This is a genomic window from Pseudovibrio sp. POLY-S9, from assembly GCF_001431305.1.
In the GTDB taxonomy this organism is placed as follows: Bacteria; Pseudomonadota; Alphaproteobacteria; order Rhizobiales; family Stappiaceae; genus Pseudovibrio.
In genome coordinates, this window is record NZ_LCWX01000012.1 from 1 (window position 1) to 13129 (window position 13129).

Here is a 13129-nt window from a genome sequence, read left to right on the forward strand (position 1 = left end):
GCCATCGGGGAAATCTGCGACCTCTACAATCCGACAGAATGCTGGAACTACTTCAAAGCCGCAGGATGCATCTCAAATTAATCTCGAAACGCTTTAGTAGCTTTGCTAGATGTATTTGGCACTGATAAACAGAACCTGGAGTCGATATCAAACGGCTGCCCGCTAAGATTAAGAACTTGGCCTTGGAGAAAGACTTCATGTCTGGAGCGCTCAAAGATGATTTATCAGAAGCACAAACCTTCGATTATTCGCCAAGCTTAGCCCTCCAACATTTCTAGAAGCGGTGTTAACTACCAGTCGTACCCGGTCTCAACAGAAATACATGCCCTCGTGAGGCTAATGGATGAGTTGCATCTGGATTATCCATTTGTTGGCAACCGTATGTTGCAACAACTATTGAAGACAAAGAGCTTTCGGCGCAAGGTAAGCCTCCTGATGAAAAGGATGGTCTTTGCGGCAATTTGCCTCAAGGCCTACGCCAACGTTCCAGAAACTAGAAAGATCATCGGTAGATTTATCACCTTTTATAATCAGAAACGCCCACATTGATCGCTTAACTGAAGTAGCCCTGATCAAGCTTACTGCAACTACACGCGTGGCATAACTTAAGCTGCGGCGTAATCGGAGCAGATCCACTTATAAACGACGTTCAACTTTCCAACAAACTGTTTGTGGGCGACGCCTTATGGACAGATCGATCGATTTGAGTAAGGGAGTGTTTTGGCCCATGATCACGACGACAGGAGTGAACAATGGGGCAATAAGCAAGGACCGCCAGCGCTGCAGCTGAGAAGGTGGTTAAAGACATCCGGCGCAAAACCCGAAAGCGCTATTCCACTGAAGACAAGATCCGTATCGTTCTGGCTGGACTGCGCGGTGAGGACAGTATTGCCGAGTTGTGCCGACAAACAATATCCCATTAGTACCCCCATCCTCGAACATGCTTTTTGTAGTAAACGCGGTTCAAGAGCCTGCTTGATAACAACTTATTTTAAGTCACGCGCCCTTCTGGCAACTGTATGACTTCTCCTGTATTTCCTTGACATGTTGTGTCCGCGGCAAGGCATATCTTACTTGCTTCCAAAAACACCTCTGATCAACTCTATAAAGTCCCTCTAATATGCCTTCTTACCGACGCAAAATCGGTGATGCTGCACTGGCAATGTCTTTGCCTCATTGCTCACGACTCAAATCGCAACCATGAGCCAAAACAATAACTTAATCCTATCACATGATATGTTCATATACCCTCAACGCAGAGCATATGTGCTATAGATTTTCACTCGACTGTGGACAATATAGGATTATCGGTAGCCCGCCTCAGTTCTAAAGAGAATTTCCGCTTGGTTGCTCTGTTCGGATCAGATGAAATCCAGAGATTTCCAGCGAGAAAATCGGTGCCTCCAGTTTCTGGTCAGTAGTGGAGGCCGATGCAGGACATAGTTTTGTTCAATTTGAGAGTATTTCAAACCATATTTGCTCGCAAACACGAACAAAAACCTTAACTCATCCAATAACGCAACTTATTGATATTAAGGTCAGTGTGTTATTCCATATCAAACTCGAAGCGGCTATAGGAAATGAGGTGACTATAAATCAGTGGGTTTTCAGCTTTTAGTGACTTTGGTAAATTACTCCCTTCTTTCAATGTTTACTCTCACGACTCACGGGAGCGGGGTTTTTGTCTTACCCACTTGAGCAATAATCCATACCTTTCGACCTCATTCGGGAAGTTTTAAATACTCTACCATTTAGATTCTAAGCAGCCTTCAAAATTGTTAGAGTTCATTACTTGCCGTCGGTTTTTATCACTTTCAAAATGTCTCGCTCCTTCATTCGCTGTCGTATCATTGTAAATGTTGCTAGCAAGAAAATTGTGATCCAGAATTCCCGTTTTCTGACAGTATAGGTGTACATCCATGCCCCAGCTTGCCCTATGACGAACGGAAAGAAGAAAACTAAAAAGCGTTCCATTTCGTTGTTCCATCTCAGAATGAAGACGCTTCGCATGATATGATAAAGAAAGAAAAAATATCCCAAGAATCCGACAACTCCCGAGGTTGCCAGAAGCGCGACGTAGGTGCTGTGGATCTCAAACTCGTGGTAAACGCCTTCAATGTTGCCAAGACCAATGCCCAAGATTGGACGATCTGAAAATGCAGTAAAACCAGCCAAAAGATTACTGAAATAAAAGCCTGAGGAAAAGTTCTCCAAGCCTGATTTCGTGAACTTTGCCTCAAATCGCCACATTGCACCTTCCACTGTCGAAAGAGAGAAGGAAATTACAAAGAAAACTAAAATCCCTATCACAATCGAAGAAATGACAAACATGCTGCCAACGCGCGCATCCGAGCTTTTTCTTGAAACGACCATCAGAATGAGTAAGAGAAGAAGGAAACCAACCACAAGGCCCAAAAGTGATGCACGTTTTCCTGTCAGGATGAGTGCGAGCAAAATTGTCAAAACCATTGAGGCATTTAAAAATGTACGTGGTATCAATCCGGATAATATGGCCGCGAGTCCAATCGTGGAGAACACCAGAAAGTAATTTCCCGCCTGCCCGGTATTACGGAAACTGCCTGCCAACCCGCCTACGACCGGATTCAAATGCGGGAAGAAAAAGAGAACCACAATCCCGTAGAGCGCCATGAGTGTGGCACCCAGAAGTATCGCTTTAGTAAGTTGGCGGGCGAAGACTAAATCCATTTTCTCAGGCAGTAAGTTAAGAAGTGCCAGTGAAAACAGAACAGCAAAAATATGGACGCACAGTTCGATATAAGCGCCCAATTGATGATCAGCCAATGTGCCCGAAAGAAAGAAACCAGCAAAGAGTGGTAGAATGCTGAGATAATGGCGAGTTATGCGAATTCTTCCACCATTTCGCATAATCATAAGGAATGCAAGTCCGATCAACAGGATGAGGACCAGGTCTCCTATTGAGACGCGTCCACCAATTCCATGACCAGGAGGTGACAAGGTTTTAGTCAACCCTGCTGCGACAGTCGCTAGCCAGGCACACAAAAGAGAAAGCCTTGAAGTACTTAGCGTCATTGTTTGCCTGACATATTTTGCATAACGGCTCCCAACTGAGCATCTCCTTCTGCTGGAGAAAAACGCTCAGCACCATTTCCTGGGAAGAATGTCATCTCGCCTAGTTTGAGGCCCATTGGCATGAAATAGAAATCTACGCGGACAAATCCGAAGCCTTTTGACAGCTGACGTGCTGCCTCAAGGGCTTGACCAAGCAAGGCTGGCTTGCGCATTGGGACCGGATTGCGCTCATAGCACATTGAGTAAGGGAGAAGCTGCCAACTCGTATCATACAGTTGGCGCGTGTGATGGGTGTACCGGCCATGATCGACCTGAACAGCAAAAGGCTCACCATCTGCACAAAAGAACTTGAAGTCCTTAGGTGGATTGCCTGTTTCATCACGTAGTAAAGGCTCTACGATAATCCGTTTGCTAAGTCCTTTGTAGTTAGGTTCACGGCTGCGCTTGTAATAATCTTCTGAGAACCAACTACGGAAAGTCTCCAAGTCTTCCATAGAGAAGGCTCGACCGTTCTGGGCAGTCCTGATTAAAGCTTCACCACTGCCATGGGTGGACTTGGCAATAAGCTCACCTTGGAAATGAAACGCTTCAATGTCCCAAGTATTTTTAAATACGCCGAGCGTTGGTACAATCAGATGCTCCATGCCAATCTCAGCGAGCCATTTTTTGACTTCGGCCTTGTCGGTCACCCGACTTGCGAGTGCAAGGTCCCCCCGAAAATTCCATTTTTGCGCAAGGATATGCTCGTTAAAACTGCGTGGTTTCCGCGGGTTCGGAAAATATCCCAAGCGTTTCCGTGCGTTTAAGACAGAAAGTGCGTTATCCCAGAAATGTCCGGTTGGAAGGAAGTTTTGTAGCTTCATGAGCTGTCACTCCTGGTCACGAGGTGAGAGTGTTAGATAAGAAAGTCGCCACACTCCGCAAGCTAACCAGCGAAGGCCCAGTGACCATGAAAGAATGGCTGCAGAGGATGCAATCGCTGCACCGTTGATGCCCAGATACGGGATCAACGTCGCGTTTGCAGCAACGGAGAAAACACCCGATGCAAAGAAGATCCAAGCTGTGCGCTTCTGATGTCCTTGCATATAAAGCGCTTGCATAGTTGCTCCGTTTGCGGCCACAGCCAGATTAGCAGCGCAAAGGATGAGCATCACCGGATAGGCTGCCAGATATTCTGGCCCTGCTAACAAGGTGATAATTTCGTCTCCCCAGACTGCGAGTGCCACGAGAGCAAACAGGCCAAAGGCGATTGAGAAGAGAACACTTTTGCGAAGGTATCCTGAGATTTTCGAGGGAGCTGCCGATCTGTCTGCTGTCGCAAGATAGGGCGCATAAAGATGACCTATGGCTTGCACGCCGAATGTGACAAGCACTGATGCTTGAGCGGCGATGCGGTAGATTCCAGCTTCTTTTTCTCCAGCAAGCACACCCAGAAGTATCGTATCGATCTGCCGATTGAAGATCAGAAGTCCAGTCACAATCGCAAAGGGAGCGACGAGGTGTATCCATTCACGGCCACCCATACGGTCTTCTTTTGGGACCGGTAGCAGGTTGCCAAGATATGGGCGGGAAAGTACCAGGCTCATTATTGTGATCGCGATTGCAGCTGCGATGTAGACTGCAATCGCGAACCGCCAGCCTTGTGCCTGCATTTGCTCTGTCAATAAAAAAGCAGTTGCCAGGACGAGCAATGGCACAAGTACGGTTCCGACAAGGATTGCTGCATTAGGCCGGAAGCTGCCGCGCAGAACCCCCTCCATCAAGCCTGTGAGGCACAGGAATGGCAGAGCCAGAGAGAAGAGTGCGACACTTACAACAAAGGCATTTGCGTTTTCACTTAATGCAACAGCTGTCCAAAGGCACACCATTGGCACGCCTGCATAAAGAAGCGACAAGCGCAGTCCTGTTGCCAGGAGAGGTCCGGCCTGCTCTGCTCCGCTGCGTTCACGGGCAATGGCCACATGCTTGGTGATCAACGTGGATGCACCGTTTTTAATCGGGATTGCCAGCAACATTATTGTTGCGAGCCCGAACGCAAAGACACCAAAAGCTGAAGGTCCAAGTATTCGTGCCAGATAAATTGTCATGGCAGCACCTGCCAAGGCCTCAGTGCCTTTGAGGGCCAGCACCTTGATGCCAGCCTGATGTCTGAGCAGGCGAGCGATCATAGCAGTGGTTCCTTTTCAGAACACCTGAACCGTTTTGGCTTAGGAGCCAGTCGCATGGTTTTCATTTTGGTTTGCACGGGACTAGAAATATCTCTCTGGAATACGGATGCTATCACCAGGGCGCAGATAAAGGCGTGCACCTGTCAGGTTCACCGGCACTTCATAGTTGCTGCCAACTGGCCGAATGAAGATGTTTGATGTATTCGCGCGATAAGAATATCCACCTGCAACAGCGATGGCGTCCTGAAGGGTCAGTCCGTTCTTATAGGAGTACTCTCCTGGTCGTGCGACTTCTCCCTGAATGAAGAACGGGCGTGAGCTTATAACTTCCAGGCTCACACGCGGTTCTTTCAAATAACCGTCTTTGAGTGCGGTGATGATGCGGGATTCCAGCTCTTTTACACTGCTGTTGCCAGCTGGAATATCACCGATGAGAGGTAGATCGAGCTTCCCCTGATCATCGACAACAAACTCACCTGAAAGATCAGGCTCTCCAAACACCATGACACGCAGCTTGTCACTTGGACCAAGCCGATACACCTCAGGCTGTGAAAAGACACGGCCAGATGCCATCTGACTTTGCGTGTTGTGTTCTGCGAACTCGCCCGAAGCGCAGCCCTGCAGAAGGCCAAGGATAACGAGACCTGTTAAGCCATTGAGCAGTTTTTGCTTCACACCAATTCCCTTTTCTTCTGTCTCAACTCTCTTTCATCCTGCGGCTGGCGTGGTTGCGAACCAATGCCGGACAAGAAAGAGTAAACCGATGATTTTACGTACCAAAGTTGATCTGGAATGAACCTTAAAGACCTTCTGAACCGCTTACGTACTGAGGTTTTGACCTAGGCCGTCGCCTGCAAAATAGAGGTGTAGTGGTCAACTACTATTCTCTCATCAAAGGTCTGTTCAGCTTTTTTGCGTGAGGCTTGACCCATCTCATTTATTGCGGTCTCACTCATCATAAGAAACTGCCGCATTGCAATTTCAATTGATTGCGTGCTTCTTGGCTCACAGAGGAAACCATTCTGGCCTTCATCAACCACGTCCTTGCATCCTGGAATGGTCGTTGTGATGATGGGACGGCCCATAGCAGCGGCTTCAAGCAGCGACCTTGGTGTGCCTTCCCGGTAGTAGGAAGGAAGCACAACACAATCTGCATCAGCGACAACCGGACGAACATCTTTTACTGAGCCCAGGTATTCAACGACCCCATCGGCTGTCAGTCTTTTCATATCGTCTTCACTTAATGCACCGGCCTTTCCGGAGCCTGACGGACCCAATAAGACGAAGCGGGCATCCGGAAAGTTGGGAGACAGAGCACGAGCCGCCTCGACAAACTCCATAACCCCCTTCTCGCGTAGCATCCGCGCGACGAGTGTAAAAGTTCGGCGATGACTATTGCCCGGAAGAGCCGTTGAATGGAAATTTGTAAGATCAACGCCTGACCCAGGCAAAAGGCAGGCTTGCTCTTTGGAAATCAGACTTGTTTTGACAAAAAAGGCAAGATCCTCAGGGTTTTGAAGGAAAACCCGTGGGCATCTGCGAAATGCAGATCGGTAGAGCCCTTTGATCAGACGGGCGAACAGATCATCACGGTCAAAGACACTGCCCATTCCTGTAATGTTCGGGATAAACGGAATACCGAGCAAGCGCGCAGACAGAGCTCCGTAAATGTTGGGCTTAATTGTAAAGCCCAGTGCAGCATCGGGTCGATACCGTCGTGTAATGCCGAAAATCTGCAGGAGCAGCTTTAGTTCAGCGACAACAGAGGTTCCAGTGGCATCCATGGGGAGTTCTATGTATGTCACACCCATTTTTTTGAAATCTGGCGTGTAATCATCGCGAGGGGCCGCTGCAATCAGCTCATGCCCTTCTCGCAGTAACTGCTCAATCAAAGTACGCCGGAAGTTGATTAGTTTAAAGCTGCTGTTGGCAACAAGAAGTATTCGCATTTGTCTTGTTCAATCAAGTAAACTAGGTATAACAACAAACCCACCTGCCCTTGCTGCTGCCCCTTCAGAGCGACTGAGCAACCCAAATACAAGTTGATTTCTGATCCATGCTAGCCTGCACTGCAGTGCCTGAGCACGATTGCTGTAAGATTAAATTTTTACTGAACATTCCCAGTGAACACTTGGCACCCAAAGCAACCTAGGACGTAAATATTTTACAAGAAGCGATTAAGTCAATTCAATAAAATGATTTTGCGAAGTATTGTGAGGATTACGCAAATTGAAATCTAACTTAATAAATTACCATTACCATTTCATTCTAATTATACTAAATTATCTACTATAACACAGCGTTTTTCTCTTAACATATCTCACGAAAATTCTGAAAAACTGAGAGGATAGAATGAATTTTTCAAAACCAGTAGTCGTGCATGGGCAATCTAATTCCCATATTATTGAAGCGCAAAAACGTATGTTTTCCGCCAAAAAATACGTAGGATACAACTGGGCGGCATTTTATGGAAATTTTATGAAACATACTTCAATGCCGTTAAAGTATATATTAGTTAAAATTCTCGAATAATCGCAGATTAAAATAGCTAAACTATTATATGTATATTTATAAATTAAGTTATGTGACAATCTATATTTATCATATTGACTTTATTACTTGGAATCAAATACCTACCCCAATTGAAATCAGAATAGCATTGGTAAGAATTCTACGAAAACTCTAACTAATGCGATGCGTAGATCTGGTTTTCTGTTGCGTCATTCAGCAGGTGGTTGAGCTTTGCAGGGGATATAAGCAAAGCAAGACTGACATGCTGTATCGCAAACAGTTCGTGAGGTAGCTCTTCTGAGGGTGTTGGGGGCTTGCTCAAATTGAGACCATGGCGGGATGAAGTATTTCTTTCCGTGAGCGACAGTAGTTAGAAGTGCACCATGATTAGAATATTCGATGTAGTCTTTAGTTTTGCTATCTTGCTGATTGTATCACCCATCATGATCTTGGTAACTATCTTGGTACGCACCAGACTGGGCAGCCCAATCATTTTCAAGCAAGATCGTGCCGGACTAAACGGCGAAGTCTTCCAAATTTACAAGTTTCGGAGCATGACCGAGGAGCGTGATGCATCTGGCAAACTTCTTCCGGACGATCAGCGACTAACTTTATTCGGTCGTATCTTGCGTGCAACAAGCATTGATGAGCTTCCAGGTTTCCTGAATGTTTTGAAGGGCGAAATGTCTGTTGTTGGGCCTCGTCCTCAACATGCTGGCTTTTTGAAGCACTATTCGAAGCGTCAAATGATGCGTCACTTTGTGAAACCAGGAATTACTGGCTGGGCACAGGTCAACGGACGCAACAGCATCGATTGGGATTCCAGATTCGAGCTGGATGTCTGGTACGTCGAGAACAAGAGTTTTTGGCTCGATATGAAAATCATCTTCATGACTATGATCATCGTTCTGCGTAGAGAAGGCATTAGCGCTACGGGGCACGCAACCATGCCAGAATTTCAGGGCAGCCAACTTTCAGTGTCGCAGAAGGACTGAACTTTGCGAGTGAAAAGAGTGGGTTAAGTTCCGCTCTTTTCCTCGGTGGTGAGGTCAAAATCGTTCAAGCAACGCCAGAACATGCAGGCGCACAGAACGTCACTTTCATCTCATTAGACACGACATAAACGCATCGAGCTAGCACGAGCCTCTCTCGTCAGTCTGGGCCCGTCACAGAACAAATAAATGAGTTCCAATCAAATGTGTAGCGTAAAGATATATCTGCTTTCCTTGGTGCTTACATGAATGGCATGAAGTTCACTTTTGCAGCCTGCATGGCCGTTTCAGCTCTTGATGCTGCGACGGCTTCAGATCTTTCCAGCGCTCTCTTGCAAAACGGGGGCGGATATAGCCTGCGCTCTCACCCGGAATACAATGCTCAAGGTATTCGGCATGCAAACTGGGTTTTCATGCCATCCCTAACCTCCGGGCTCTCTTTCGACAGCAATCTTTATAAAACGAGAGATCATCAAGAAAGCAGCATGGTGGGCGTCTTTGCACCAGCGCTTGCGATCAACTCAGACATGTCACGTCATCGCATTCACTTCGGCTTGTCCGGGCAACGTAAGCAGGTATTTTCCAATTCAGATGCCTCCACGTTGTCAGGACGCGCTTCAGCTGGAGCACAGCTTGAGGTCCTTAAAGACTTTGCATTGGACCTCGGCACAAGCATTGAATCCAGACAATATGGATTGGGTGATGCAGATGGCTCTTCAGACGCAAAACACGGCGTAAGACGTGACGCTTACTCCGCCTCCGCCCGGGTTTCAAAGGTATTCAATCGCCTGAGGTTCATTGGCGGCGGTTCTGTAAATCATTACAACTACCATGACGTTGAGGCCAAGGATGGCGACACCATTGATCAAGATGCACGCGATGGCACACGATATAATCTGCTAGGCAAAATCAATTATGCCTTTTCGCCGGGGTTCAGCGCTTTTGTTAGCGCGGAATTTGATGCTCGCGACTGGAAGGCGACCGGTGCAGAAAATCGGGACTCAAATGGCTTTGAGTTTCTGACGGGACTGGAGCTGGATAAGCGCGGCAACCTGCACGGCGCTGCTGGTATCGGGTATCTCAAACAGGATTATGATCTGGGCAGCCGCGGAGACATTTCAACTTATTCTTTCAATGTTGATGTTCAATGGATGCCCTCTCCGCTCCTGGTCGTAAACTTCGACGGGCGCCAAGCGGTGGAAGAGAGCTCACTTGACGGATATGTCAGCAAACTCACCTCAACCGCTAAAGTTTCAATGAATTACGAACTCCGACGGAACTTTGTCATTTCACCAATTTTCTCTTTCAAACGCGAGGACTTCGCAGGCACCAGCCGCCGCGACGATACACTGCGTGCGAGACTGGAAACAAAACATCTCATCAACCGCAACCTGAAGTTCGGTGCCTACTATGACTTTGAGAGGCTCAAGTCTACTGAAGCTGCAAGCAGCTACAGCCGGCATCTGATAGGGATCAACGCAAGAGTAGAGTATTGAAATCCATGCAAAATTCCCTAGCATCGAATGCCACACCAGAAGACACAATCAATCTTCGACTGGTTTTTCAGTTTTTGCGCAATTACTGGCTGGTGATCCTCAGTGTCACTGGCATTGTCACCATCCTTGGTGTCACTTATTCTATGGTGACTTCGCCTAAATACACAGCAGTTACCTCAGTCTACATTGAAACAAGGGCTGCGAATGTAGTTGACGTTAAAGCAATACTTAGTGGTTTTGGCTCCGACGACAAACTCTTGAAGAGTCAGATCGAAATTTTCAGCTCAAATGCTGTTGCTAAGCGCGTTATCAATGAACATGACTTAGAGAATTCATCAGAGTTTCAACTCACTCCTTCTTATCTATCGGAGGTGTTTGCGAAGATCACTGGTGAACCTCCTGCATCAGCCAGTCTTGAGCAACGAGTTCTCAACGGGCTTAATGTTACGTTGAACCGCAATACCACCGTTGTGGACCTCTCTTATCAAGCAAACTCTCCTGAGATGGCTGCTAACCTAGCAAATGGTTTTGCTGATGCTTATCTAGCAGACCGATTGGCAACCAAATACGATGCCATTCGCGAAGCAAGTGAATGGTTGAGCGTTCGCCTGTCCGAGCTCGGCGTGAAAGTCCGCAGTTCTGAGCAAGCTGTTGAACAATTCAGAAGTGAATTCAACCTGCAGGTTGCGGGTGGTGGGACGATCAATGAGAGACAGATCGCCACATTGAATCAACAACTTGTATTCGCGCAAACAAAAACTGCTGAAGCTCAAGCCCGAGTCGACCAAATTGAGAAGGTCCGTGCCCGAGGTGGCTCTACCTCATCGTTTGCTGATGCTGCACAATCTGCCGTGATTACTCAGTTACGTGCAAAAGCATCTGAAGTAGAACGCAAAGAGGCAGCACTTACTGTAAAATATAGTCATAAGCATCCAGCAGTGGTGAGTGTTCGCTCTCAGTTGATTGATCTGCGTCAGCAAATTGAAAAAGAGTTGCAGCGTATTGTTGACACCGCTCAAAATGAACTAGCAGTTGCAGAACGTCGTGAAACTTCAATCTTTGACAGCCTTGAAAAATTGCGTGATGTAACAAGTACAGAAAATCATGCGCAGGTGTACTTACGTGAGTTGGTTCGAGAAGCAGCTGCAAACAGAACTCTTTATGAATCTTTCCTTGCACGCCTTAAGGAAACTCAAGAGTTTGAGAAGATGGATTCTGTTAGCAGTAGGGTATTAAGCCGCGCAGAAATTCCGAGTCTCGCCAGCTTTCCAAATAAGAGATTGTTTCTCGTTGTCTCTCTAGTTTTGGGTCTGATTATCGGAACTTTGCTTGCACTTATCATCGAGCTTTTCGACAGCACATTAAAAACAAAAGAAGACGTTGAAAGCCGCATCGGCCTCCCGCTCTTTTCGCAAGTGCCACTGATAGACCATTACGCTACTAAGTCGCGTATGACCTCAATCTTTGGCTTCTTAATGGCTAAAAGTCCACGTACTCAACGAAATTATAAAAGCAGCCATGCATTAAATAAAGGAATTTTTAAGTTTGCATCGACAAACCCACTGAGCCATTACGCGGAATCCATTCGCGAATTGCGATCACGGGTCAAATTCTCGCGTCTGGACAACCCGATCAAGACACTGCTGATTACCTCGGCAATTCCAGGAGAAGGTAAATCCACCATTTCACGCAATCTGGCTCACTACACTGCGAAGGCTGGAGAGCGGGTGCTGTTTATTGATGCCGATATGCGTCGTCAGATCTCGGCAGATGCGCCGGGAGATCTGAATGAAAAGAGCCTTGCAGATGTCCTGACAGGAAAAGTGACCTTTGCTGAGGCTACCAAACATGAAGAAGGCTCAAGCCTTTATTACTTGCCTGCTCCAAGTCACCGAGAACTCTGGGAGACGGCCGAATTGCTCTCGTCCAAAGCAATGAAAACGCTGCTGGATGGTGCAAGTAAGTCTTTTGATCTGGTTATCATCGATAGTCCGCCAACATTGCCACTGATTGACAGCCGTGTGCTCTCTCATGTCGTTGACGCGACTGTGCTGATTGCCTCATGGAACTATACGGACGGCGGTTTAGTTGAGCAGGCAAAAGACCTCCTGGATCAAACTCCAGGAAAGACCCTCGGCGTCATTTTGAACAATTTCGATGTGAGCAAAGCCAAACTCAACAAACACCAGGCATCTTATGGATATGGCTACTATAGGTAAATTTGAATGGGATAGGATATTATTCTATTACATGCTCACGACAACATGCATAAAGCGAGTTTATTAGGACAAACATTCACTCAACATCTACCAAATTTCAGTATCCCTTCTCACATACGCTTTTCAGCTGAACCACAGAGGAACGGATATGTGTGATGCGTGTGTTGTGCGGATGGTGAGGGAGCGGTTGTCCCGGAGAGGGTTTATGTGTGGGGCGGCGGCATCCGTTGCGGGTGGTGCTGTGCTGAGCGCATTTGCTTTGGCGGCGACGGCAAATGTTCTACCGGAGAGTGTTTCGTTTTCAAACGTGATTGACCTCACCCAGACACTGACACCGGATTTCCCGACGTTTGAGGGTGGTCCTTCATTTGAAGAGAGCTACGAATACACCTTTGCTAAAGACGGATTGAATTTGAAGACTCTCCACTATCACGAACATGTGGGAACTCATTTCGATGCTCCGATCCATTTCAGCAAGGACGGGCAGTCAATTGATGAAATTCCGGTTGAGAAGTTCGTCTGTCCGTTAGCGGTGATTGATGTGCGTGATCAAGCAGCGGATAATCCCGATTACCGTGTCATGCCGGAAGATATTCTGAAGTACGAACACCAGCATGGGCGTATCCCGGACAGGGCCTGTGTCGCGATGCTTTCTGGCTGGCCGCAATATGTGGGCACTGATAAATACCGCG

General features: G+C 47.2%; 10 protein-coding genes. 5 read left to right on the top strand and 5 right to left on the bottom strand.

The features are described from left to right. Positions 1 to 1788: 1788 nt before the first annotated feature. From PPL9_RS00720 to PPL9_RS00740, 5 genes are all read right to left on the bottom strand, one after another. Positions 1789 to 3051, bottom strand: a complete 1263-nt coding sequence (locus PPL9_RS00720; RefSeq protein WP_057460847.1) for an O-antigen ligase family protein — start codon at positions 3049 to 3051, stop codon at positions 1789 to 1791. Further along, the gene (locus PPL9_RS00725; protein WP_057460848.1) at positions 3048 to 3914 is read right to left on the bottom strand and encodes an ATP-grasp fold amidoligase family protein; all 867 of its coding nucleotides are present in this window, start codon (positions 3912 to 3914) and stop codon (positions 3048 to 3050) included. The genes PPL9_RS00720 and PPL9_RS00725 overlap by 4 nt, the downstream gene beginning before the upstream one ends. Before the next feature lie 6 nt (positions 3915 to 3920). Beyond that, positions 3921 to 5219 (bottom strand): oligosaccharide flippase family protein, encoded by a 1299-nt coding sequence (locus tag PPL9_RS00730; protein WP_057460849.1) that lies wholly within the window; start codon positions 5217 to 5219, stop codon positions 3921 to 3923. A gap of 81 nt (positions 5220 to 5300) precedes the next feature. Continuing rightward, positions 5301 to 5894, bottom strand: a complete 594-nt coding sequence (locus PPL9_RS00735) for a polysaccharide biosynthesis/export family protein (protein WP_208986661.1) — start codon at positions 5892 to 5894, stop codon at positions 5301 to 5303. Between the two features lie 164 nt (positions 5895 to 6058). Continuing rightward, positions 6059 to 7168 (bottom strand): glycosyltransferase family 4 protein, encoded by a 1110-nt coding sequence (locus PPL9_RS00740; protein ID WP_057460851.1) that lies wholly within the window; start codon positions 7166 to 7168, stop codon positions 6059 to 6061. Between the two features lie 403 nt (positions 7169 to 7571). On the opposite strand from PPL9_RS00740, the gene PPL9_RS00745 reads away from it, so the two are divergent. The 5 genes from PPL9_RS00745 to PPL9_RS32900 form a co-directional block, all read left to right on the top strand. Next, positions 7572 to 7751: a hypothetical protein gene (locus PPL9_RS00745; RefSeq protein ID WP_057460852.1), complete on the top strand. Its 180-nt coding sequence runs from the start codon at positions 7572 to 7574 to the stop codon at positions 7749 to 7751. Between the two features lie 362 nt (positions 7752 to 8113). Continuing rightward, the gene (locus tag PPL9_RS00750; RefSeq protein WP_057460853.1) at positions 8114 to 8725 is read left to right on the top strand and encodes a sugar transferase; all 612 of its coding nucleotides are present in this window, start codon (positions 8114 to 8116) and stop codon (positions 8723 to 8725) included. A gap of 251 nt (positions 8726 to 8976) precedes the next feature. Beyond that, complete coding sequence (locus tag PPL9_RS00755) at positions 8977 to 10218, top strand: outer membrane beta-barrel protein (protein WP_208989085.1); 1242 nt, start codon at positions 8977 to 8979, stop codon at positions 10216 to 10218. A gap of 5 nt (positions 10219 to 10223) precedes the next feature. Further along, entirely contained in the window at positions 10224 to 12437 is a 2214-nt protein-coding gene (locus tag PPL9_RS00760; RefSeq protein WP_057460873.1) for a polysaccharide biosynthesis tyrosine autokinase, read from the top strand. A gap of 205 nt (positions 12438 to 12642) precedes the next feature. Beyond that, the coding region (locus PPL9_RS32900) for a cyclase family protein (protein WP_208989087.1) at positions 12643 to 13129 on the top strand (487 nt) is incomplete at its 3' end.